This is a genomic window from Sphingobacterium haloxyli (assembly GCF_002980525.1).
GTDB lineage: Bacteria > Bacteroidota > Bacteroidia > Sphingobacteriales > Sphingobacteriaceae > Sphingobacterium > Sphingobacterium haloxyli.
Window position 1 is genome coordinate 96,648 of sequence record NZ_PVBQ01000002.1, and the last position, 24,756, is coordinate 121,403.

General features: G+C 42.7%; 19 protein-coding genes and 1 tRNA gene. 11 read left to right on the forward strand and 9 right to left on the reverse strand.

Features of this window, described 5'->3' with window-relative positions; all coding sequences use genetic code 11:
* Nucleotides 1–2: 2 nt before the first annotated feature.
* The 3 genes from C5745_RS02370 to C5745_RS02380 form a co-directional block, all read right to left on the reverse strand.
* The gene (locus C5745_RS02370) at nucleotides 3–1,742 is read right to left on the reverse strand and encodes a phospho-sugar mutase (RefSeq protein WP_105715373.1); all 1,740 of its coding nucleotides are present in this window, start codon (nucleotides 1,740–1,742) and stop codon (nucleotides 3–5) included.
* 61 nt (nucleotides 1,743–1,803) lie between these two features.
* Nucleotides 1,804–2,442: a hypothetical protein gene (locus C5745_RS02375; RefSeq protein WP_133166274.1), complete on the reverse strand. Its 639-nt coding sequence runs from the start codon at nucleotides 2,440–2,442 to the stop codon at nucleotides 1,804–1,806.
* Nucleotides 2,443–2,466: 24 nt separating this feature from the next.
* A complete protein-coding gene (locus tag C5745_RS02380; RefSeq protein WP_105715375.1) occupies nucleotides 2,467–3,228 on the reverse strand; it encodes an enoyl-CoA hydratase/isomerase family protein in 762 nt (253 codons plus the stop codon).
* A gap of 91 nt (nucleotides 3,229–3,319) precedes the next feature.
* Here C5745_RS02380 and C5745_RS02385 point away from each other — a divergent pair, with 91 nt between their 5' ends.
* Entirely contained in the window at nucleotides 3,320–3,844 is a 525-nt protein-coding gene (locus tag C5745_RS02385) for an ExbD/TolR family protein (RefSeq protein ID WP_105715376.1), read from the forward strand.
* An 8-nt stretch (nucleotides 3,845–3,852) separates the two neighbouring features.
* Here the strand turns inward: C5745_RS02385 and C5745_RS02390 are convergent, their stop codons facing one another.
* Nucleotides 3,853–6,507, reverse strand: a complete 2,655-nt coding sequence (locus C5745_RS02390) for a TonB-dependent receptor plug domain-containing protein (protein WP_105715377.1) — start codon at nucleotides 6,505–6,507, stop codon at nucleotides 3,853–3,855.
* A 91-nt stretch (nucleotides 6,508–6,598) separates the two neighbouring features.
* On the opposite strand from C5745_RS02390, the gene purD reads away from it, so the two are divergent.
* The 3 genes from purD to C5745_RS02405 all read left to right on the forward strand — a co-directional run bounded on the left by purD (nucleotide 6,599) and on the right by C5745_RS02405 (nucleotide 8,962).
* A complete protein-coding gene (gene purD / locus C5745_RS02395) occupies nucleotides 6,599–7,873 on the forward strand; it encodes a phosphoribosylamine--glycine ligase (RefSeq protein WP_105715378.1) in 1,275 nt (424 codons plus the stop codon).
* A gap of 173 nt (nucleotides 7,874–8,046) precedes the next feature.
* Nucleotides 8,047–8,118, forward strand: a tRNA-Glu gene (locus C5745_RS02400).
* A 208-nt stretch (nucleotides 8,119–8,326) separates the two neighbouring features.
* A complete protein-coding gene (locus tag C5745_RS02405) occupies nucleotides 8,327–8,962 on the forward strand; it encodes a hypothetical protein (RefSeq protein WP_105715379.1) in 636 nt (211 codons plus the stop codon).
* Nucleotides 8,963–9,049: 87 nt separating this feature from the next.
* Here the strand turns inward: C5745_RS02405 and C5745_RS02410 are convergent, their stop codons facing one another.
* Complete coding sequence (locus tag C5745_RS02410; RefSeq protein WP_105715380.1) at nucleotides 9,050–10,210, reverse strand: hypothetical protein; 1,161 nt, start codon at nucleotides 10,208–10,210, stop codon at nucleotides 9,050–9,052.
* 184 nt (nucleotides 10,211–10,394) lie between these two features.
* A complete protein-coding gene (locus tag C5745_RS02415) occupies nucleotides 10,395–10,961 on the reverse strand; it encodes a porin family protein (protein ID WP_105715381.1) in 567 nt (188 codons plus the stop codon).
* A gap of 251 nt (nucleotides 10,962–11,212) precedes the next feature.
* On the opposite strand from C5745_RS02415, the gene C5745_RS02420 reads away from it, so the two are divergent.
* The 4 genes from C5745_RS02420 (at nucleotide 11,213) to C5745_RS02435 (ending at nucleotide 15,436) form a co-directional block, all read left to right on the forward strand.
* Nucleotides 11,213–11,746 (forward strand): RNA polymerase sigma-70 factor, encoded by a 534-nt coding sequence (locus C5745_RS02420; RefSeq protein WP_105715382.1) that lies wholly within the window; start codon nucleotides 11,213–11,215, stop codon nucleotides 11,744–11,746.
* A complete protein-coding gene (locus C5745_RS02425; protein ID WP_105715383.1) occupies nucleotides 11,743–12,705 on the forward strand; it encodes a FecR domain-containing protein in 963 nt (320 codons plus the stop codon). The genes C5745_RS02420 and C5745_RS02425 overlap by 4 nt, the downstream gene beginning before the upstream one ends.
* A 7-nt stretch (nucleotides 12,706–12,712) precedes the next feature.
* A complete protein-coding gene (locus tag C5745_RS02430; protein ID WP_133166275.1) occupies nucleotides 12,713–14,449 on the forward strand; it encodes a peptidase associated/transthyretin-like domain-containing protein in 1,737 nt (578 codons plus the stop codon).
* Nucleotides 14,450–14,626: 177 nt separating this feature from the next.
* Entirely contained in the window at nucleotides 14,627–15,436 is an 810-nt protein-coding gene (locus C5745_RS02435; protein WP_105715385.1) for a helix-turn-helix domain-containing protein, read from the forward strand.
* Here C5745_RS02435 and C5745_RS02440 read toward each other — a convergent pair.
* The 3 genes from C5745_RS02440 to C5745_RS02450 form a co-directional block, all read right to left on the reverse strand.
* Nucleotides 15,433–17,877 (reverse strand): TonB-dependent receptor, encoded by a 2,445-nt coding sequence (locus C5745_RS02440; RefSeq protein ID WP_105715386.1) that lies wholly within the window; start codon nucleotides 17,875–17,877, stop codon nucleotides 15,433–15,435. The two genes, C5745_RS02435 and C5745_RS02440, sit on opposite strands and share 4 nt — an antisense overlap.
* Before the next feature lie 115 nt (nucleotides 17,878–17,992).
* Nucleotides 17,993–19,621, reverse strand: coding sequence for an alpha-amylase family protein (locus C5745_RS02445; RefSeq protein WP_105715387.1), 1,629 nt, complete (start codon nucleotides 19,619–19,621; stop codon nucleotides 17,993–17,995).
* A gap of 5 nt (nucleotides 19,622–19,626) precedes the next feature.
* Entirely contained in the window at nucleotides 19,627–20,583 is a 957-nt protein-coding gene (locus tag C5745_RS02450; protein ID WP_105715613.1) for a TIGR03885 family FMN-dependent LLM class oxidoreductase, read from the reverse strand.
* Between the two features lie 324 nt (nucleotides 20,584–20,907).
* On the opposite strand from C5745_RS02450, the gene C5745_RS02455 reads away from it, so the two are divergent.
* The 3 genes from C5745_RS02455 (at nucleotide 20,908) to C5745_RS02465 (ending at nucleotide 24,725) form a co-directional block, all read left to right on the forward strand.
* Complete coding sequence (locus C5745_RS02455) at nucleotides 20,908–22,314, forward strand: GH1 family beta-glucosidase (RefSeq protein ID WP_105715388.1); 1,407 nt, start codon at nucleotides 20,908–20,910, stop codon at nucleotides 22,312–22,314.
* A 486-nt stretch (nucleotides 22,315–22,800) separates the two neighbouring features.
* Entirely contained in the window at nucleotides 22,801–23,409 is a 609-nt protein-coding gene (locus C5745_RS02460) for an RNA polymerase sigma factor (protein WP_165792995.1), read from the forward strand.
* Nucleotides 23,410–23,522: 113 nt separating this feature from the next.
* Nucleotides 23,523–24,725 carry a FecR family protein gene (locus C5745_RS02465; RefSeq protein ID WP_105715390.1) on the forward strand — a complete coding sequence of 401 codons (1,203 nt, stop codon included), beginning with the start codon at nucleotides 23,523–23,525 and terminating at the stop codon, nucleotides 24,723–24,725.
* The last annotated feature ends 31 nt before the right edge of the window (nucleotides 24,726–24,756 follow it).

Here is a 24,756-nt window from a genome sequence, read left to right on the forward strand (position 1 = left end):
AATTAATCTTTCACGATATCGGCCATAATGCGTTTTACCTTATCTTCCAATTTTGCGAGTACTTGCTCGTAAGCATCTCTAGATGCGAGATCCTCTTTGACAGAGCAGTAAAATTTAATTTTAGGTTCGGTGCCTGATGGTCTGGCAGAGATCACATCGCCATCATCGGTGATAAATTGAAGTACATCTGATTTCGGCAAATCTATGGATGTTTTCGTTCCATCTGCCAATACGTGCGCGACACTGGTGGAATAGTCACGGATTTCTTTAACCTTGATACCGCCTAATGATTGTGGAGGATTGGCACGTAGATCTGCCATCATCTGCTTGATTTCTTCGGCACCTGCTTTTCCTTTTTTGGTAAGCGAGATAAGTTTTTCTTGGTAGAAACCATAATTTTCGTAAAGTTCCAATAATACTTCGAATACTGTTTTCCCTTGTGTTTTGAAGTAAGCAGCCATCTCGGCGATAAAGGCACAGGCATTTACAGCATCCTTGTCCCGAACTAGATCGCCAACTAGAAAGCCATAGCTTTCTTCTCCACCAACAAGATAATTTTCTTTCTCCTCCAATTTCGTCATCACTTCACCAATGAATTTAAAACCGGTCAATGTGTCGTAATGCTTTACACCGAAGCTGCTGCCAATGTCGGTCATGAGGTTGGATGTTACGATGGTTTTCACGATAAAATCGCTATCACGCAATTCGCCCTTTGCTTTTTTAGACGATAGTACGTAATAGATAAGCAAACTACCGATCTGATTTCCGTTTAATAGCTGTATTTCGCCTTTGCGGTTCTTTACCGCTAAACCCACACGATCTGCGTCAGGGTCAGTCGCCATGACGACGTCCGCGTCTAGCTTCTGTCCTTTTTGTTTCGCCATTGTCATAGCCTCTTCCTCCTCGGGGTTTGGATATACTACCGTTGGGAAGTTTCCGTCTGGCGTCATTTGTTCTTCTACAACCTGTACATTGGTAAAGCCCCACGCAGAAAGCATCTTAGGAACGATAATACCTGTTCCGTGAATAGGGGAGAAAATAATCTTCAAGTCTTTTTGAGCGGATACAGCTTCGGGGTGTATGCTTAACTTTTTAGTCTCCTCGATATAGCGTGTATCAAAATCCTCATCCACGAGGGTTATCTTCGTATGATCACGTTCAAACTTAATAGCTGTTACGGATCGTATGGCATTAACCTCATCGATTACGTTTTTATCATGTGGTGCGACTAGTTGTCCTCCGTCGTTCCAGTATGCCTTGTATCCGTTGTACTCTTTTGGGTTGTGGGAAGCGGTTAACATAACACCCCCTTGGCATCCGAAATGGCGAACAGCAAAAGAAAGCATCGGGGTAGGGCGGAGCTCTTTAAATAGGTATACGTGAAGGCCATTCGCCGAGAAAACGTCGGCTACCAGATGACCTAATTGTTGCGAATTGTTCCGACAGTCATAACCTACTGCCACTTTGACCTCTTGGTCAGGGAACTGGCTTTTTAGGTAATTTGCCAAGCCCTGTGTTGCTTTACCGATAGTATATTTATTGATTCGGTTGGAGCCAACACCCATAACACCACGTAACCCCCCCGTTCCGAACGCTAACTCCTTGTAAAAAGCATCTATAAGCTCTGTTTCTTCGTTGCTGTCTACTAGGTTCTGTACCTTTGCAACTGTATCGTTGTCGTATTCCGCGCCAAGCCATTGTTGAATACGATCTTTTATTTCTTTGTCTATTTTGTTATTCATCTTTGCTAAAATTAGCTTAAAAATGCGTTCATTATATGATAAAAACAAATTATCTTTCTATTTAAGCATCGCACCAACCGTAAGCACGATCAAGCACAAACACATACCAATTGCCTTGATGTTTTTTAACGTGAAAAATTAGATTTTCGTCTTTTGTTAGCATAACACGGAAAGTACCTTTTTCTAATTGTTTGACCTCCGCAAGATCGGTGTCGTTGATGCCATTAAACTCATAATTAAAGGTGGCTATAGCTGTGAGTTCGTTTGCTTGTACAGTCGTGTCACAGAAAAAACCTAATTTATTCCATTTTTCCATGCCGCAGTCAAAAGAAGGAAGCTCCTCAAAGTTTAGCGCATAACCGTTCTCGAACGTCGTGTAGGGAAAATGTTCAGGCACCGGTTTGGCAAAATCGATGCTGTCCACGCGCTCATAAGTGTCTTGGGCACCGGGCCGATAAATGACATATAGACCCAAATCCGGGTGTATAAGGGCATTGGCTTTTTCATTATCCTGACTAAGATATGCCCTTGCAAAACGCGTAATGACTTCGCTTATTCCTTGTGTATCATCCGGAAAGGAAGCGGTCGGTATATCAAGGGAATCCTTTGTTTCTTCGCTTTTTTTGTTGGAGGAGGTACACGACGCTAACAAAAAAAAGATATAGCAGCATATTAAAATAGGAATGCTCTTCATGTTCATATGTCTTTGTTCTTTAATCTGTTCTTATTTAGTGAGATTGTCGATAATAGTTTTTAATATACGCCTCGTAGATGGTTTCCACCATTGTGTTAACATTTGCTGCACCACTTCTGTTTTATTTTCGTTGATATGTTGCAGTAGATGTTTGCGCATATTCAATTTCGTTGTTCCCCAGGCTTGGCGCTCAAATTGCGTCCATGATTTTGCTTTTCGAGTAGCCGAGGTATGGATGCGGTCTGCTGGAACAACCTCGTCGATAAGGCCACTTTGTAGTCCCTCGGCCGGAGAGAAAAGTTTTCCATCTAAAAGGTATCGATAAGCTTGGGCTTGCCCTAGCCATAGGCTGTAGAGATCAAAGATACTTGGCGGTACAATCAAGCCGATGGGAACTTCATTTAATCCGATAATAAATTCGCCGTCGGCCATAATACGGTAATCACAACAGATGGCCAAAACGCATCCTCCCGCGGGCGCATGTCCTGTAACAGAAGCAATGGCTGGCTTAGGAAACGACGCCAAGGTGTATATCAGATCGATAAACGTTTCCCATAAGGTTTTTATTTGTTCTTCATCGTACTGGTATAATGCGATGAGGTCGAGCCCAGCAGAGAAGAAACCCTCTTTGCCGTGAAGAATAATAGCCTCCACTGCGGGGTCTTCTTTCGCGCGTTCCAATTCACTTGTTAGTTCCTGCATCATTTCTAAATGCATGGCGTTGGACTTTCCCCGGTCAAGTCCGATATAAGTAATATGTTCGCTTATCTGTGCTTTGATGAATTCGCCCATAATATTCTTTTTGTGCTATTTTATGGAAAAATACGCAAAAAAACATCAATATTATAAATAACCAAGTTGCACTTCTTAAAAATAATAGATTATGGCAGAATTAACGAACAACCAGAAAGTAGGAGGAAAGAAAGAACGTAGGAGCATTCGAAACACAGCCGTGCCTAAAGTAGATTTGACTGCAATGGTTGATCTAGCGTTTCTCCTAATTACCTTTTTTATGCTCACCACCTCGCTGAATACACCCAATCAATTGGATATTGCCATGCCCGACAAAGGCCCTATAACGGAGCCGATTTTGATGAGTGAAGATCGAGTGCTGAACCTTATCTTAGGGGAAAATAATGAACTAACGTACTATCGAGGTAACGCCGACTCACCGAAGACTAGTCCTCAAAAAGTAGCGTATGGAAAGCTGGGTTTAGGAGAACTGCTGACAAAGACAGCTGTTGACGTGAAACAGGCAACCAATGGGAAGGATATTATCGTGCTGATTAAGCCCAGTGAAGGATCTATAGCGCGAAATCTTGTGGATGCAGTGGATGCAGTACAACGCGCAGCAATTAGTCGCTATATGATTACGAAAGTTAACGATATAGAAAAAAGCATGATGTAGCACTATTTTTATTTGACATTGACGATTAACGTTTTCCTCCCCAATCTTCCATAAAAATCCAGCCCTTCTATCGTTATAACGTATTCACCGGCTTCATCGGCAGTATAAAAGTCAAAAGTCGCTTTACCACTGTCATCCGTTATGATATTCGGTTCCCAATGGATGGTAGTTCGTAGATCCTGATGCAGTGTTGTTTCTGAATCAGGTTCATAGACAGGTTTGTAGAACGTCTTCTGAATATGGAAGCCTTTGGGTTGCACCGTAACGATACCTTTAGGAATATAGTTGCTTCGCATGGCGTCAGCGCCCGTTTTTGAGGTAATGATGATTAGGCCATTTCCACCGTAAGAACCATAAATGGCCGTATAGTTAACGTTCCGCAGTACCTCCACACTTTGCACATCCATGGGGTTAATCATGGATAACATATCGCTTTCTACATACATCCCATCCAAGATAACTTGCATTTCACCACCTCCACGGGTGGTGTACGGAATACCATTTCTGAACATGACCCCCATCAAACGCCCGTTTAGACACATTTCTAAAGTCGTACACGTTTCCAGGTCCTCTGCGGAGATTACTTGATCCGCATTGCCAGGACCGTTGAGGTTTGCGGAGCGTTCGGAAGCCTTATGTCGTGGGCGCTGGGCAGTTACGATAACTTCTTCAATCGCGATGGAATTTTCCATAAGCCCTTGCGCCTCTAACCCCGAGAAATATTTCTTACTGTGGAGAAGCTCGTCGACAAAGGTCGTATTCACATCATTCTGTTCGCCGGGTGCATTTTTGTTAGGGCCGATTACAGGCCAAGTGTCTTCAGGAACAATAATGTCGATGTTATTCCGGCCTTTTTCGTCTTTCGCTGTTATCAGGAATTTTATGCTGTCGGGGAAAAATAAATTGTTGAACTCGAAATAGCCCTCTTCGTTCGTCACCGTATCAATAAATTCCATAAAACTATGTGTTGGCACCAACACCATATTGGCCTTTGGGACGGGTGCCTTTCGACCGAGTTTTCGGGCTTGACCTTTGATAGATATACTCTTCTCAGGAGCAAAAGCAGGTTCGCTGACCTCTAAAGGGCCTGCAATGTCTATTTTTCTCCAACCTTGGGTTAGAAGTAAATTGTCTATTTCATTGGTTTTTATTTCACCATCAAAATAATAGCCGGGGTTTTCGATGTAGCCTTTTATGTCTGCGCTTAATAAAAGCGATGAGAGCATGTTGGCCGCTATTCTAGCGTTATCTTTCAATTTGGAGGCGTTGACTACTGAAGCGGATAAAACAGCAGTTCGTACGCTGTCCGATGGGATTCCCGTTTCAAGTGACACGGTTATCTTTTTTCTTCTGGTGCTTGTTGGTGTGGTCGTATTCGCTATTAATGGTAGAGTTTTCTTTTCACTGTAAACAAAAACGGGTCTTTCTATCAGTGGCTCCAGGTTGCTATTTAAGATGCTGATGGTTAATATGCCGTTGGGCAAATCAGTTTTAGGTACAGAAAAAACCAGTTCTGGCTTGGAAACAGGTTGTTTTGATGCGTAATAAACATTTCCCATGTATTGAACCACGAAATAGAGCTCGCTACCGTCTTGCTTATCGGTACTTACATTTACCTGTGCAAACAGTTTATCGCTATTTCCATTGTTCATCTGGATACTATAACCGGACGCGAGGGGTGTAGGAAGTTTCGATTTGATAGTCGTTCCATCGTCGAATGTGGTATGCGCGACCATGGGTTCTGTGTTTTGAATAAATAGTGGAGCCGAACCCATGCCCAAAATATTGGTTTCGATGGTTGCTGCGGTGTCCCCCGTCGCTGTCAGTATAATCGTCTGGCTCTCCGTGCCGAGACCGTCTGGCTTTAATGTTTTGACCGCGATTTTATTGATACGGTTAGCCAACAGGCTTCCTCCTTCCGGAAAAAATTGTATGCTATTTTCTAAAGCTGTTGCTTTCGGCAATTTGAAGATTTTTTCGATTTGTGTTTTTGCGGTATTCGTAAAATTAATGGAAAGTTTCGCTCCCGCGTAATCATCTTTAAAAGGAATCTCCAGATGCCCCCGATCATTGGTTTTAACACGACCCCTTCTTAGGTTTTTGCCTTCTCGGGAGATAATCTCGTATCGTATGATTTCTTCTGCCAAAGGAACGCCCTGAATATCCTGTAATTGGATGATAAAGTTGCGACTGTCTAGATAAGAACGCGAAAGAACGTTGTCTAACCTGCCGTTGCTAACCTGTATATTCTCGTTAAAAAAATAAATAGTGCTATCATTGCGCATCCAGTTGGTGTATGCCCGGATACGATATGTTCCTTCAACCAGCGTGTCCGTCAATGTAATGTCGCCTATGCCGATACCCGTCAATACAGGGATCCGGATGCGTGATACAACTTCTTCCTTCGGACTGATGAGCTCCACGTAGGCAATGTTGCTAATGTTAGACAAAAGGTTATCTACACCTACAGTAGCATAGGCTTTAAACCAGATAGTCTCTCCCGCTGTATAGGTATGTTTGTCCATATGGAGATACAACTTTTCAATAGGATGGGAGTCGTGGTATGCGTTTACTCTGGCAAGAAGACCTTGTAAATCTTGTGCTTTCATAGTAGCTGTAGCTAATGTGAAAAAGCATAACAACAGGAGTCTTTTCGTATTCATAACAGGCGAAATTTGAACTCAAAATACAAAAAAATCAGTATACATTATTATTTTTTGATGATTATTAATCAACATCGGTATCTTTGTTGATATGAATATCTTAATTATCGGTTCCGGCGGCAGGGAATCTGCCTTTGCGTACAAATTATCGAAAAGTCCAAAATTGAATCAGCTTTTTATCGCTCCAGGAAATGCAGGAACGAGCCAGTATGGACAAAATGTAAACTTGAAAGTCACGGATTTTGACGGGATAGCATCTTTTGCCGTTGAAAATGCGGTCGATATGATTCTAGTAGGGCCTGAAGAGCCACTAGTCAAAGGTATTCACGATTATTTTTTGAACCGAGAAGATGTGAAGCACATACCTGTTATCGGTCCTCAACAAAAAGGAGCGCAGCTCGAAGGGTCTAAAGATTTTTCAAAGGAGTTTATGTTTCGCCATGAAATTCCCACAGCTGCTTATAAATCGTTTGACAAGTCTAATCTGGAAGAAGGGCTGGCTTACTTAGAGACGCAGAAACTGCCTATCGTTTTGAAGGCAGACGGCTTAGCTGCTGGAAAGGGGGTTTTGATTTGTGAAACGTTGGAAGACGCTAAGACGGAGCTAAGTGCGATGATCGCGGATGCGAAATTTGGAGATGCTAGTTCCGTAGTGGTTATTGAGGAGTTTTTAAAGGGTATAGAACTTTCCGTTTTCGTACTTACGGATGGGGATTCATACAAAGTATTGCCTTCGGCAAAGGACTATAAACGTATTGGAGAAGGTGATACTGGTTTAAATACGGGAGGGATGGGGTCGATATCTCCCGTTCCATTCGCTGACGAGACTTTCCTTTCCAAAGTAGAGGACCGCATTATCAAGCCAACAATAGAAGGGCTAAAGAAAGATGAAATTCCGTACAAAGGTTTTATTTTTATTGGTTTGATGAATGTCGATGGAGAACCTTATGTTATCGAGTATAATGTCCGTATGGGCGATCCGGAAACAGAATCTGTATTACCGAGGATTGAGTCGGATTTGATCGATCTATTGGATGGAGTGGCGAAAGGCGATTTAGATTCTCGGAGTTATACAGTTAGCCACAAAACAGCTGTAACAGTAGTGTTGGTTTCAGGAGGTTACCCAGGAGAATATGAATCGGGCAAGGAGATTACGAATATCGAAAATGTAGAAGATTCTATTGTTTTCCATGCAGGAACTAAGGAGATAGATGGAAAGGTTGTTACAGCTGGAGGACGCGTTATTGCCGTAACGACACTCCAAGATACCTTGTTTGATGCACTTCAACAAGCAACCGCTGATGCCGGAAGAATATTTTTTGAACGTAAATATTTTCGGAAAGATATCGGGTTCGACTTGATATAAGTCTCACCAAAACGAAATTAAAGGGCGTAAACATCCTGAAGACGCTTTACGCCTTTTAAGACATGCCCCGTTGTAAAAATAACTTTTTCAGATTCAATGTATTATAAAATAGGGCGTGAAAAAGTTTTGGCAATATAGATATTGCTCTTATATTTGCATCACCGAAAGCAAATGGCCCGTTCGTCTAGGGGTTAGGACGCAAGATTTTCATTCTTGAAACAGGGGTTCGATTCCCCTACGGGCTACGGATAGGCTCCAAAGAGAGTCAAGAAGATTCAAAGCCGCCTTTAATATATTTAAGGGCGGCTTTTCGTTATGTGGCATCAGTGTATCCCGCTCCGACACGGTTTGTTCGAAGGAGTAGTTTGTTAACAGCATAAGGTTAGGTCATTGTAGCATAATGTACAGCGACGCCGTTATATAGGTAAATTAATTCACATAATTTTATAAACCATGAAGCACATTTATCTGTTATTTACTGTGTTTATTTTTTCTGCATGTTCAAAGGAAGAGGGATATGGCCCCTTTAATTTGAAAGAAGGGCAAGAGGTAGAACTCTTGGTCAGTCACCGCTACGGGGCTATCGGTGATATTCCATTGTTATTGCCACAAAATGAATCTCCGCAATTAGCACTTTCTGGATTCGACGATAGGGAGGCGGGCTATACTTATAGAGTGAAAGCGAAGATGGTTGCTTACAAAGGTCCCCAGATGATGGACGGTGGTCCCGGACACGCTCTTCAGTTTATGGAAACTATCAGTAAAGAGAAATATGAGGGCAACGAAACTTTTGAACTATCCCTTGTCCGGTCGATTGTGCCTGGGCCGGACGTGATATGGCTCCAGAAAGACGAAGGCAAGTATATGTACATTCTTAACATGGGAGTCCAGATCCAACTCACCTATACTGATGAACAAGTAGGAGAAAAATTAGAAGAAATATGGCAACACAATAAGGAAATACGACAAGGTTATGCAGAGGGCATCTATAACAATATAAAATGGACATCCATAACGGCTACCGTCACCCACGACCCCGAAAAATTCGGAAAGGCGTACTTGGTGTCGCATATCAAGCTTGACGAATAAACCACCGTTTCCATGTACCGCTTTCATCCGTTTCGAAGATAAACGAGTCTTTGTCAAGCCGTTCGCTGTTGGGATTCAATTTCACCGTTAATAAATACGCGTGTTGACGTACCGCAAAACACTGTGCACCTGTTTTTTCGCTTCCCCATCTGCTTCCGGATAGGAATAATAGATTTCTAGGAATTGATTATCCTTAAAATAGGTTTTTGCCGTACCGTCCACGTAACCATTTTTTGGCCGTTCTTCGTAGAAAATATCGTCATAACTGTAGCGGTAGCTATTCATTTCCTTGTTCGCCTCGTTGAAATCATCTTTGGTCATTTCCGTTTTTTGCAGCGAAGTATAAAGGGAAACGTCGCCACCGTTAGAACGATAGGCAAAATAATAATCCCCTTTGCGTGGCTTTTCATCTTGCACAAACGGGGTATCCTTTATTTTGAGATATACATCATGCGTGAATTTGTTTGGATAAATGCCGAAAAACGGATCTTGCCAAAAACTTTCCGGTTCGTCGACTTGCCGTAGTTGTGCTACCGTAGCATTTTCCCATTCAGGAACATGGAGTCCGAGATTTTTACTAATTTCTTTCATTTTGTTCAGCGTGGCGAGTGTATCGCTTCCCAGCAGAGGTACCACGGCCTCAAAAACCAATTGCCCCTGCTGATAAAAGCCCAACAGATAATCGCGATAACTGGTCCACACCCGGTAGATACCGGTCTTGTATTTCGGGTGTTTAGCAAAAACCCCGGTTTCATATAGCGATGCGCGATGTATATCGGTAACGGCCTCTACCCCGCCAAAAAACGGACTACCGGTCTTGAGGTAACTGTCGCTCAAAAATACCTCCCGGTCATCATAAAGTAACGTCGCGCCAACAAACAGGTCTCCCCAGACGGAATCCTGAAACAACACCTCCCTTGCACTGAAAATGACCGTATCTGAGGCGGGATCTCCGTATTGGCGAAGCTCTTCTACCGCATCATAATAACGGTTCATAAAAGGGAATACCTGCTTTGCATTGGTGAAAATTAATTTATCCGCTTCGGCTTGCTTCAGTTCGTTTCCAAAAGGTGCCTTCCGAAGCCATGTATTCAGGTTTTCTACACCTATCAGTTGCTTGACTTCGTCGTCCCACACGAATGGCTTTCGGTTGTGAGATTTTTTATCGCAGGATGTCAGCACGATGAAAATAAGCATCGTGCCGAGGATCCATGTTTTCCGTGTTATTTCGTTATAAAGATAGTTCATACCATACAAAAATGCATATTTTAAACTTCTCTATAAACCCCCAAAATTCGGTATTTCATTCGTTACATCGAATTCCTATCTATTGCAAATAAAAGCGAATTACTCATGATAATTTTATCCTTTAGGAATTCGTGAATGCAAAGCATTTTATATAGGCCGCCCATCTAGGAGCGGCCTTTTCGATTTAAAATTTATACCCTACAGATAAGCCTATTATTCGGTCTCGGCTTTCAAGGTCTTTACTGGTTTTATTGACGGAATGGTTATATCGGAGATCTATAGCAAAACGGTTTATATCAGTGCCGAGGTTAACAACACCATCATAAGTAAATCTATTGAAATGATCGTTACTTGTGGAGCGATTTTCTTTCAAATTATAGTTTACTTGAGGTCCTACAGACGCTCTTAGGTTCATTTGGTCATTTTCCACTATCTTGTAACCTAATTGAATAGGTAAATTCAACTGGTAGAATGTAGGATTATAATTTTGCTGCTGGAAGGTATACGCCGATTTAAAAGTGGAAAATGTTAAATCGCCTTGGAGAAAAAGTCGTTCAGATGTCCGGGCAAAGACGCCTGCCTGTACACCAAATTTCGAATCGGAATTGCCCACCGCATTATTATCATAGCTTGGCATATTGAATAGAATTCCGGCTTTCACACCATATTCAATATCCTGCGCATTAACGGTTTGTAGTAAACCAAGACATAAGACGGAAATTATAAATCCGTATCTCGCGTGTTTTTTCATTTTGATTACGTTTAAGATTAAATGTTATAGTATTCTTTTATGTTTATGACAATTGATACGAGATATACCCTTTACCTGAACTGAAAAAAATTAGCGCATTGGGTATTTTTGCTGGCAGGGGATCATTTAACCCTTTCGATGAAAAAGAAAAAGTAAGGCTCGTATAAGGGTTAAGCTCAAGTTGATTGTCTACATATATAGTTAGGGTCATCAGACAATGTACAGACTAAGAAATAAAAGCATCATAAAATATGCTATTGGATAAAGAGAAAAAATTTGAAGAAGTCTTTAGGACGTATTTTAAGGAGCTGTACCGGTACGCATTCAAAATATTGGGCAATGCGGATACGGCCGAAGAAACCGTTCAGCAAGTTTTTCTAAAGCTGTGGGAAAAAGATTGGCAACAGGATATCCACACGTCTGTTCGATCTTATTTGTATCGGGCAGTATATAACGAAAGTATGAATCTCATCAAGAGGGAACAGCGTAAGGTAAAGTACGAATTGTATCAGCAGAATACCGGCGCCGGTTCGGTGTATGCCCAGCAAAGTGATACCGAATTGCGGAAACAGTTGCACGTGGCTCTTGCGCAGTTGCCTGAAAAGAGTAGAATCGTATTTGAGATGAGCAGATTTCAGGAATTGAAGTATCAGGAAATAGCTGAAGAACTGAGGTTGTCGCTGAAAACAGTAGAAGGACATATGACCAAAGCATTGAAGCATCTGAGACTTCATCTTGCGGATTATTTAAATGTATTGACTTTAATCATGATGACAGGGTTATGAAGGAATTGATAATAAAATATATTGTTGGTGAAGCCGACAATCAAGAACGTCTTTTAGTGGAAGCATGGGTTGCTGAGCATAACGACAATAAAAAGGAACTGGAAGAAATGAAGAAAATATGGGATATCGGAGAAAATCTTAAACAGATTCCTGAAATAGATGTAGACAAAGCCTGGTCGGATTTCGTTCGGATGCGCGATACGCAAAGTAACACGGCAAAAAAAATAGATACCACACAAAAGCGAATTAGCCCGAGGTGGTTAAGCGTTGCTGCATCGCTAATGCTGTTTGGTACATTAGCTTTTTGGGGACTCCAATCCGCGCTCAGCGTAAAAAAGGAGTTAAAAACGGATATGCAGGTACAGCATGCCGGATTGCCAGACGGGAGCACCGTTCATCTTAATACCCATGCAGAAATGGTTTATCAAAAACAGTGGCTTGGAAAAGATCGAAAGGTTCAGCTGTTCAAAGGAGCTGTTTTTTTTGATGTGAAAAAAGACCAGAACCATCCCTTCGTTATTGAAAGTGGTAAAAGTGAAATCACAGTTTTGGGAACCAGTTTTCATGTTCGACGAGACGGAACCGATACCGAGGTTATTGTAGCGAGTGGTGCAGTAAAAGTTACCTATGGTGGACAGGAACTTATTTTAAAGCCCAATCAGATGCTTGTTGTTTCAGATACCTCCAATCAGAAGCTTCGTGTTGACACGGTTCCGGATCAACTTTATCGGTATTATGTCCATCAGGAATTTACATTTGAGAATACGCCCTTGCGGCGCGTTTTTGAAGTCTTAGGTAAAGCCTATGGAAAAAAGTTTTTAATTGAAGATCCGAAAACAAAAGAGCTGACATATACAGCAACTTTCGAACAGCAGAATCTAACAGAAATCGTGGATGTTATTCTGAAAACATTCGACTTAAAAATGCGCAAAAAAGATGACATCTATTATATTAAATAAGCATTCCATGTCTAAATATTACGACTTTATTAAACGTTTGAAAATTGTTATATACATCGTCCGGAAATCGAAACTTTTTGCCGTGAGCACACTGGTTATGTGCTTCAGCAGTTTATCCGCGGATGCTCAAAATAGGCTTTCAGATAATATACAATTGCCAAAATTCGAAGGGGCTACGCTGAGAGCGATTTTTGACGTATTGAAGCAAGAGCAATCGGTTTTTTTTTCGTACAACAGCCAGTTGCTTAATTTAGATGAAGAAGTTAATGTAGATCGTTATCAAGGTCTGTTAGTCGGTTATTTGGAAAAACTGCTCGGAGAAAAATATAGTTTTAAAGAAACCAATTCGCACATCATCATTACGTATGCCCCGCAACGGATGGATGTAAGCACGGTCGATATGGACACCATCAAAAATAATCGAACGAAGATTTCCGGTTATGTCAAAGACATCCGTACAAATATGCCTGTTAAGTTTGTCACGGTGTATGATGGTACGGCATATCAATTTTCTACATTGACTGACAAGAGCGGGTACTTCGAATTAGACGTTAAGAGTCTAGAACCTACTTTTACGATAGCGATGAGTAAAGAAAATTATCGAGATACAGCGCTAGTTCTATTGCTCCCGGTAGAAGTTTCACGCAAGGGTAAGGAAAGGAAAACGGGATATTACCATGCTTCGGATTCGAGCAAAATGATTTCGAACACCGCTTTTGGGAGGTTTTTTACCAGCTCTAGACAGCGGGTTCAAAATCTTAACTTAGGAGGTTTCTTTGTGTACAGCCCTTTTCAGATCTCGATGACTCCAGGATTGAGTACCCATGGCTTTTTCAATTCGCAGATCGTTAATAAGTTCTCTCTAAACATCATTGGGGGGTATACAGCGGGCGTGACGGGTACAGAACTTGCAGGAGCATTTAACGTAAACCAATTTGATATGCAGGGCGTTCAATTTGCTGGTTTATTCAATGTCGTAGGAGGCGATGTTCGAGGCTTTCAGGCCGCAGGAGTTAGTAATGTTGGGTTGAATAAACTGTCTGGTATTCAATTGGCAGGAATATGGAATAGCATAGACACGGTTACTTCCGGGATACAGTTGACGGGTGGAATTAATCTAGCCAGTAACGCGGAGCGGGGTATACAGTTGGCCGGCGCGATGAATTTAGCTAAAAGCGAAGTCGGAAGTCAATTGGCAGGAGGTATAAATATCGCTAGGAAGGTGCATGGTGTGCAGCTTGCCGTTATTAATATTGCCGATAGTAGCGACTACCCTATAGGCGTGTTTAACTGGATAAAAAATGGTTCTCGTCAGTTGTCACTGGGATTTGATGAGAGCAAGTTCATGGGTTTGAGCTTCAGAAGTGGCGGCCGGGTGATGTACAGCGTCTTGGGAATAGGAACTTACCTAAACGATGGTTACTTTAAATACGGAATTGAAGCAGGTATCGGTGCACATCTTATACAGCGAACAAGGGTTACGCTGTCGACGGAATTGGTTCATCGGACGCATTTTGATGAAGATCTTAAATATAATGATACCAATCGCAGTTCATTGCGGATCATACCCGCGATAAACTTGAGCCGACATCTTCAAGTATATGCTGCCCCATCGCTAACGTATTCGGAGGCAATACATCCTGAATTGGGGAATAAAGGGTTGATCTGGAAAATTTGGGGAGCAGACCAGAGACGAAATACCTTTCATGGTGGAGGTACCGTTGGTTTAACCTATCGATTTTAATCGGCATTCCTTTCCGTGCTGCGGTACATACGGAGGTAGTCCCAACTTCAGTACCGATAAGAACGCATTATTGTATGTACGAGGAACTTTGTGTAGGTTTGACAGCGTGTTTTCCAACGGGTAAGCACATCAGTTAAAATAAATATATGTGTATTCACAAAAGCCTCTTGATTGGAGATGATGCGGAAAGAAATTGAAATCAAGGACAAAATGGACGCTCAGCAACTGATCAAAGTCAGGCGATTTGATCAGTCTAAGCATCACACCACGGCCCACAAACATAATGGCTACCTGGAACTAGTGTTCTTGACAGAAACTTCAGGGAAACATTATATTGATGGTCGAGAAATTCTTGTCAAAGCACCATGTGTGCTGGTTATCCAACAAGGAAACGTTCATCATTGGGAATTGGCCCTTCCGGTAGTAGGTTACGTGGTTTTAGTGAAGAAACCATTCGTTGACCAGTCCTTGGATTTTGAAATTAACCGCCTTGTGAAGGAGGTCGGGAAGTATAACACGGTTTACCTGAAAGACGGTCAGTATCTTCAGCGCCTTTTAGAAATGCTTCAGGAAGAAAAGAATATGGTCTGCCAAGAGGGGTTGTTCAAAGTTATTTTGGCAAAAACATTAGAAGATGCACAAAAGATAAAACCGAGTATAACGATGCAAAACAGCCTTTTTGTTCGGTTCTGTGCGTTGTTAAGCGAAGACGGCAAAGTGATTAATCACGTGGCTTATTATGCCGAAATCCTACATACAAGTCCACAAAACCTGAATATGGCCTGCAAGAAGAACACGGATCTAACCGCTTCGGAAGTCATAGCGACCTATATTGTCAAAGAAGCGCAACGACTGCTCGTTTACACCGGAAAAACAGTATCGGAAGTAGCTTATACACTAGGGTTTTCTGATAAATCCCATTTTTCCAAGTATTTTAAGCGGTATGCTGGCACCACACCCAAGAATTTCCGGAATCAGCGAATTTAAAATTCTTTCTCACCAAATTCACTTTTAGGCAACTTGAATACATCATTCAGACGCTGCAGATTGAGCTTTAAATTAATCAACAGTATATTTTTCTCGTAGACGTAATTTGTCGTGGTATAGAAATCGTGTGCTTGTGTAGTGATTCTTTGCTCGTTGACGCCCCATTTGCCCAGTTCTATATTTTGCCATTGGATTTGGGCCGTCATAGCACCCCGCATAAAGGATTTGCTCAGATTAAAATGAGGAGTAACGAATCTAGAATCTACTCCCTGAACGGTAGGCCGTTCCGATAGGTAATTTACCTGCAGTCCCATACTCCAGTTATTTGCCAGGTTCGCCTGAATTCCGGTGTTGAGGGAATATACCCAATCTTGATTTTCGCGGGTTTCTTGATAGTCCAGCACCTGTCCAGCTATCTTGTAATTATAAATGTTCAAACCACCGTTCAGCGATAGCCATCGTGTAAGCTCCCCATTACCGCCCATTTCCATACCCCAACGACTCGCATAGTCTGCGTTAGTAAAAACCCGATGTAGAATGGTATCAGCATAGACCGCATTGACGCGCTGTATTGGATTTTTACTATGTTGATAGTACGCGTTGACAAAAAGACTCCCTGTGTTGATTTTCTTGACCAATCCTGTTTCGGCATTTGTAACGAACTCCGGCAGTAGCTCCGGATCTCCTTGTTCCAACGTTTCGGAGTGCTCTCGTTCAGGAATAGGATTGAGTTCGAAATTGTTGTTGCGTTGTACCCTTCTTGCAGCAGCCAATTTCCAGGACCAACCCGAGCCCAAATCGTGCATAAGATTCAAGGTAGGGTAGAGTTGGTGGATGGCGTAAGGAAATTGTTGCCCCGTGTTTAGTAAAAGCAGGTCCCGTTGATAGTATTCATACCGCAGCCCTAAGGATAGTTGCGTTTTATTAAACGTTTTATCATATTGGCTATATAGCGCATGAACCATATTGGTAGCATTTAATTTTCCGGTAAATTCAGGATTTAAGACCAGGTTCGTAGTGCCCGTGTTGGATTCATAATACGCGAAATCGCCCTTTTGGCTATCGTGTCGTAGCTGATAACCCGTTACCCATTCTGCTTCTCCTATTTTCCATTGATGCTGCAAAGACAACCGCAGGCCCTGTAATGGATTTTTATAGGGATTATATGTCCACTGAACGGTGTCAGCACCATTTTCAATGTTACCATTCTTTGTCGATCCGTATATATTGGCATACTCATATATACCATTGACCTGTATAGCATGAGCGTGATTTATTTTGTATTGATAAGATAAGTCAAGCAAATAAAACTCCCCCTGTTTGTTTTGCAGGTTCGGGTTGAAATAATTTACGGAGGATATTTGTTGGCCGGTTGACGGCTGGATAGTCCGATTAGTATAATGGATATCGGCTACCCGGTCCTGAAATCGACGGGAAACTAGAACACCTAAGCTGAGCATCTGCTTTTCGGAAAATGCATACGAGCCGTTTAAGCGTAGACCATAATTATATTTATCAAAGCTCCTCTCACCCGCTGAAGGAAAAAAAGTCTGTCTGTCGTCGATGATGGTATATACATCGCCGTCTCGGAAGCCGGCATTGTCATTCCTGAGGTAGTTTGCGGAGCCATTTAATTCCAGCTTGTTTTGCCTATACTGGAAGGCAATATCGCCGCCATAACGCTGTTGTCTCTCCTTGTTGTTATAATCGTCAATACTTGGTAAGCCACCTTGCAGATTAAGCATCCAAGAAAAACCTGTATCCGGTTTTCGGTTGGTTTTGATATTAATCATTCCGCCCTTTCCATCCGGGTCAAACTGAGCCGTCGGGCTACTGATGTACTCTACTTCGGACACGTCGTTAGCCGCTATCTGGCTTAAAATAGTCGCCGGATCCAAAAAAGAGGGTTTGCCATTGATCAAAACAAGAATGCCCGCGTTCCCACGAATACTGATATTACCCTGGGCATCGAGGGATGCGGCGGGCAGGTTTTTTACGATATCCAAGGCCGTTCCTCCGACAGCGTTTTTATACTGGTCAGATCGATATACTTGGCGATCAGAGCGATGATGGTGGGGAGCAGCATTACCTGTGACCTCAATCTGTTCTATTTCCGTGGTCGCAGGAGCGAGTAACAACGTCCCCAAATTAATATTTTGGTTACGGCTAATTTCAAAATCGATCTTTTGTTGATTGTATCCGATAGACTTGATTAGCAAATGGTATGTGCCGTCCTTTACATCGGAAAACTGGAAATAGCCTAGAGAATCAGATATAATGCCATCTAACACATTATGGTTGGTATCGACGATAGCGACGCTCGCGTACGAAACGGGTGATTGAGAAATAGCATCCTTGACCGTGCCGGATAATTTGCCGTATTGTGCTTGAAGAGGTAGGGAAGCACAAAATAAACTGAATAATACAATATAACGATGCATGTAGCTTTCTTTTCCTCCAAAAATAGAAAAGTTGATTTGTAGCGTGGAGGAATGTTGGAATTATACCATTTTATTTTCGAATAAACCACGTTAATGTATAATTTGCCCAAAGAGTTTAATCAAACAGCTCTCTCTTCTGCATCCACCTGTAACCAAACGCGGATAATTGGATCGTTTTTTTAGGATTGAACTCCTCATAACTTTCGTTGCTGAAAACCTCAAGATACCCGTTGATATCTTCCATCTCGATTTTGACGTGGACATCGTTACCGCTAAAGTTATGAAGTATCAGGGCGCACGCGTGTGCGCTTTCATATTTGATGGCCATAACGCTGTCACTGTCCGCCTCGATGATCTTAAAATTCGCATCGCCTATTTCGGATAATTGTTTCCTTATCCTAATAGCTCTCATCATCCAGTTTAGCAATGAGTTTGCATCCAAGCTTTCTGCTTTCGCATTCACCTTCTTATACCCATATGGACCTTTCGTAATAATATCTTCTATGAGGTTTTCGCTGTCCGCCTTGGAGAAACCGCCGTTTTTTCCGCCGTGCCATTGCATAACCGTGCGCACACTACCCCTACCTTCTTTAGAAAGGGCTTCCCCCATTCCGAGTTCTTGCCCGTAGCGGAACACCGGGGTTCCAGGAAGCGTGAGTAGCAGGCTATAAGCTAGCTCTAACTTTTTCCGATCATTCTGCAGCATAGGGGCTAGCCTTCTTCGGATGCCCCTGTCAAATATGCGCATGCCTTCATCTGGAGCAAAAACTTCAAACACCTCTTCGCGCTCTTTGTCGGTTAGTTGCCCCAGATTGAGTTCATCGTGATTCCGAAGAAAATTAGCCATCTGTTGATTATAACTTAATGTCGGAAGGTGACTTAGCGCCTTCAGGAGCGGCGTGGCCTTTTCCTGCGCAAACGCAAGAAATGTATAATTGTTGACGTAAAAATTAAAGAGCATGTGCATTTGATCATCATCCCCAAAAAAATGGCTGTATTGGTTTGGCTTGACATTTACTTCAGCTAGTAAAACCGCTTCGGGATTTCTTTCGCTGACAAACTGCCTGATCTTCCGGAAAATATCATGAGGGTCTCCGTCAAACTTTTGGTTGCCCTTCTGTCTGATAATATGCGGAGCAGCATCAACACGGAAGCCAGCAATCCCTAACTTTAGCCAAAAGTTAATGATTCGGAAAACTTCTTCTTGAACACCTGGGTTAGTCATATTCAGGTCGGGCTGATCGTTGTAAAATGTGTGGTAGTACCATTGTTTTGTTTTTCGGCTGTACTCCCAGTTTGAATATCCCTGATCTGGCCCAAAGATGGCATGTTTGCCATCATCGGCAGGCTTCTCATCAGCCCAAATGTAAAAGTTGCGGTATTTGGATGCTTTGTCCTTTGAAGCTTCTATAAACCACGGGTGCTTAACTGAGGTATGATTAATCACAAGGTCTACCAAGATCCGAATACCTGCTTTGGTGGCAGCATCGACAAATTCGGCAAAGTCACCTAAATTTCCCAACCGCTCATCCACCTCAAAATAGTTGCTTACATCATAGCCGTCGTCTTTATTTGGTGAGCCATAGAAAGGAAGTAACCAGATACAATCGATGCCTAAAGCGGACAAGTAAGGGATCCGCTCAATTAATCCTTGAAAATCGCCCACACCATCTCCATCCGCATCCATGAAGTCTTCAACATCCAAGGAATAGATGACAGCTTTTTTATACCAGTGTTTATTCATCTATACTATTTTTTTAAATGAGGTAGAACCTGTTCTCCAAAAAAGTCAATGAAAAGCTCTTGCTCACTGTTTACGTTGTGTATATATATTTTTTCAAAACCCATCTCGGAAAAGGCATTGATTTTCTGGACGTAAACCATGGGATCATTTGAAATAATAACATGCTGTTTTAAGTCTTCCTTACGCACAACAGTGCCTAAAGCATCAAATTGATCAGGTGTGCTGATCTCGGCAAGGAGCTCGCTGGGGAATATATTATTTTTCCACTGTTCCCAAGCGCCATAAAGAGCGTTTTCTTCGGAAGTGGCGTAGGATACCTGAACTTTTAATGCCATCGGTTTAGCGACACTTCCTTTCCGAAACGCAGCGACCATTTTTTCAAGCTGTTCCATTGGCTGTGATATGGTAATCATTCCGTCTGCCCAGTCGGCTAACCATTGCGCGGTCCTTTCTGTAAGGGCGGCGCCATAAACCACCGGAGTTGCTTGTGGCCGTGTAAACAATTTAGCGCGTTCAATCCGAATCAGCCCATTCCGTGTTACATAATCTCCTCGCCAAAGCTCCCGCATGATATCCACCGCCTCCTTAAGCCTCGCATTGCGGGCTTCTTTTACGGGCCACTGCGCTCCTATAATGGCTTCGTTCAAAGCCTGCCCGCTGCCCACAGCGATGTAAAACCGCTCCGGAAACAAGTTATCCAGTGTTGCCACGGCTTGTGCAATAATCGCTGGATGATAGCGTTGGCCTGGCGCATTGACGATGGCAAAGGGCAGCTGCGTTGCTTGCATAGCGGCTCCTAGCCAGCTCCACGCAAAGCCGCTCTCTCCCTGGGCATTGCTCCAGGGATGGAAATGATCTGATGAAAGCACGGCATCAAAACCGGCACGCTCTGCCAACTTTACCAGTTCGAGCAAATGTTTGGGTGAAAACTGTTCATGTGACGCGTGAAAACCTATTTGCATACGCAGTTGTTTTCTATATATACGTCGATCTGCTACCTTTGGTTTTAATAAAAGAGGAATTTCGGTGCCCTGATGTGATAATACTATGTAAAGCAACATAAGGCAAGACTGTGTGATTAGTAGTAAACAAAAACTTAATATGCTGGTAATCGTTTATTCATATGTAATCCCTTAATTTACATAAGGATTAAAACTTAATTGCCATGAAAAGGGTCGTTTATTTCTTCCAGAAAGTGTTCACGCGCTTGTTTTTAGCCCAGTTCTCCTCATTCTATTCACCTATGCGGTTCCATAAACTGTGACATACAAAAAGGGAAGAATTAGATGTCGTTGAATAAGGATGCCTTCGGAGAAGACTTCATCTGGGGCGTTTCCACGGCTGCTTATCAGATCGAGGGAGCGCATAACCACGATAGTAAAGGGTTATCGATCTGGGATGTCTTTGTAAAAAGAAAGAATAAAATCTTCCAAAATCAACACGGGGATATTGCATGTGATTTTTACAATCGTTACGTAGACGATTTGTATCTGATGCACAGCTTAAACATCCCGAATTACCGATTTTCTATCGCGTGGAGCCGTATACTTCCTAACGGGACAGGAGAGATTAATCAAAAAGGGATAGATTTTTATAATCGGCTTATTGATCTTTCGCTTGAATTAGGGATAACGCCGTGGGTAACGCTTTACCATTGGGATCTTCCCCACGCACTGGAATGGAAGGGAGGTTGGGTAAATCGTGATGTCAGAGAGTGGTTTGGCAATTATGTGTCCATCTGTGTCCAACATTTTGGGGACCGCGTGAAAAATTGGATGGTTTTAAACGAACCAGTTGTGTTTACCGGCGCGGGATATTTCTTTGGCGTACATGCTCCGGGTAGAAAGGGGCTGGGCAACTTTTTAGCAGCTACGCATCATGCCGCGCTATCACAGGCTTACGGAGCACGGATAATTAAATCTATACAAAGCGACAGTTGTGTTGGTACTACGTTTTCGTGCTCACACGTTGAGCCATTCCGCGCAATCGAAAAAGATATACTTGCTGCAAGAAAGGCAGACGCCCTGCTCAATCGTCTGTTTATCGAGCCGTTACTAGGCATGGGATACCCTACGCAGGATCTGAAGATTCTGAATCGAATAGAAAAATATATACAACAAAACGATGAGAACGATCTGAAGTTTGATATGGATTTCATCGGCATACAAAATTACACACGAGAAGTAATCCGTTTTGCACCTTTTGTTCCGTGGTTACAAGCAAAAATTGTCAGTGCAAAAAAACGTAAGGTGGAGGTAACGGCTATGAATTGGGAAGTTTATCCAGCGTCAATCTATCACGTATTGAAGAAATTCAGTGCTTACGAAAATATGCCTCCGCTGATGATAACCGAAAACGGAGCTGCCTTTCATGATGAGGTCCGAGATCAACAAGTAAACGATCCGAAAAGAAAGGCTTATTTACAAAGCACCATTGAGCAGGTGTTCCGTGCAAAACAAGAAGGGGTAAAAGTAAATGGATATTTCGTGTGGACATTCCTCGATAACTTCGAATGGGCAGAAGGGTATCACCCTCGATTTGGGCTGGTATATGTTGATTTTACAACGCAAAAACGTATTGTGAAATCTTCAGGCTATTGGTATGCAGACTTCCTTTCCATGCGGAGTTCTAAAATTATACCGCGTCACCTCGTAGAACAAATAAGCCCCAACGGGGAGGAGGGGCTTAGCTGACTAACTAACTAAACTAAACTTGATGATGTTGCAGAGGAAGGATTCGAACCTTCGGAACGTTACCGGCTAACGCTCTGCGGATGGCCAATTCTGCTGACCGGTGTAAATATACGGGCTATTTTTAAATCCGTCGAAACAAATAAATCATTTAACGCACCCGTAACAATTGCTTTATACACGGCCGTTTTCTGAAGCATTTTCGGGATCAGTCTAATTGATAATCAAAAGAGTTTTGCGGGCTTTCGATTATACGGGGTTGGACAAAGAGGAGGGATTGACATAAATTATCGTTTCTTAATATAGAGGTAATATTGGAACTTTAGATTTGCGACGTGGCTATGCGCGACTTTGTGATGAACGTGTTTGGTCGTTTCATCACTCCAAAAAGTCAAACCGAGTGTAACGAGTTCATGGGTATCATCGAAGCCAGACACGAAAGGGTAATGCCTTCGGAAACAGACACAAATGAATAATTAAATTATGCGAATGAAAAAGCGTACCGAATCGTATCTTGATTTGCCCGAGACGGCCTTACTGGCATTAGTAAGGCAAAGCGACCAAAGTGCCTTTCGGGAGTTATATAATCGATACAGCGGTAAGTTGTACGGGAATATACAACGAATGACCAAATGTAGCGAAATTGCCGACGATATCTTACAGGTCGTATTTATCAAGATCTGGGAAAACCGGCTTACTATAGACACGGACCGATCTTTCAAATCGTTTATCTTTCAAATAGCCCAAAATGCAGTTTTCGACAACTTCCGAAGAGAAGCAAGACAACACACACTGATTTCTGTTACTTCGCGTCGAAGAGAAGAAAGAGAAAAAAGCGAGTCCCCTACCGAAAAATGGCTCAGAGAAAAGGAAGATAAGGCGATCTTGGAGAGCGCTGTGGATCAGCTTCCGCCCAGAAGAAGAGAGATTTACCAATTATGCAAACTGGAAGGGCTAAGCTATGACCAAGTGAGCGATATGCTCGGCGTTTCCACTTCGACGATCAATGATCATATCGTTAAAGCTACTAAAACCTTAAAGGAGCATCTAATTGAGACACGCTATTACACACTACTTTTGTTCTTTCTTATTTTTTAAGCTTCCCCTACCATTTATTTTTCTTTCGCTTTCGTCCTTATTGAAAAAATAATCCGAGCGGAGCAGATGTAAATTTCTTTTCATACGTAATAGAGAAAAGAAAATACAAACGATTGAAAAAGCATCCACATACGGTTACGCATCTGTTTCAGAAATTTCTTCAGCGACAGTGTACTGCTGAGGAATTGACTCAGCTCTATCGCTATTTCGATATTGAAGAAAATGCGGACATGCTGAAAGAATTGATTCTGAAAGCGCTAAATAGGGAAGTCGATACAGCGGAGATTGCTGCGCAGCAGCCACACTTGTCTAATCTTTTTGATAAAATTGAGGAGAAGATCCAAACGCCTGCACCGAGCCCCCGCTATAGACCTTTAAATGCAGCACATTGGATGGCGGTCGCCGCGACAGTTGCGCTCGTAGCATTCGTATCACTATTTGCCTATCGCCATATAAAGCATAAACCTGAGGAGCAGATAGCAGTACAGGTAAATAGCTATCCGCAGCCCGGAAGCGACAGAGCTGAATTGACCTTGTTTAATGGAAAGAAAATAGTATTAAATGAGCTGGGACAAGATCAGCTGCTCCAAGAGGCGGGTATCACGGTGTCCAATACATCGGAAGGGCTGGTTATCTATCGGGTCGACGACGATAAAGTAGACCAGGCCGACCATGCGCTGAACACCATGCGGACGCCGCGAGGTGGTCAGTACCAACTTATTTTGGCCGACGGGACGAAAGTTTGGCTGAATGCATCATCCTCTTTAATTTTTCCAAGTCATTTTTCCGGAAGCAAACGTAGCGTGAAGCTCGAGGGCGAGGGCTATTTTGAAGTCGCGCATGATGCCACCAAACCTTTTTTTGTGCAGACCGCCGAAAGCGAGGTGGAAGTGTTGGGGACCACCTTCAATGTAATGGCTTATCCGGAAGAACAAAAGAGCCAAATAACTTTACTAACCGGCTCCGTCCATGTGAAAAGAGGCGAAGAAGCCATGCGCCTGACCCCGGGGCAGCAGGCTGAAATCCAGCGGAAAGAAACAGGAATTCGGGTGCGTGCCGTAGATATAGAACCTGTCATCGCCTGGAAAAACGGAATCTTTCTTTTTGACCAATCTGAACTGCCACAGGTGATGCGGCAGATAGGTCGATGGTATAATGCCGAGGTGGTTTACGGAGGGGAAGTGCCTGAGGTGAGCCTAACAGGAATGGTATCCCGCCAAGATCCTTTGGCTACACTTCTTTCTATTTTGGAGCGTGCAGGGGGGGTACACTTTGATGTTCAGAAAAACAAAATAATGGTCAAACAATTAAAATAAAAATCGATGTATAAATAAAACCCTATGAATG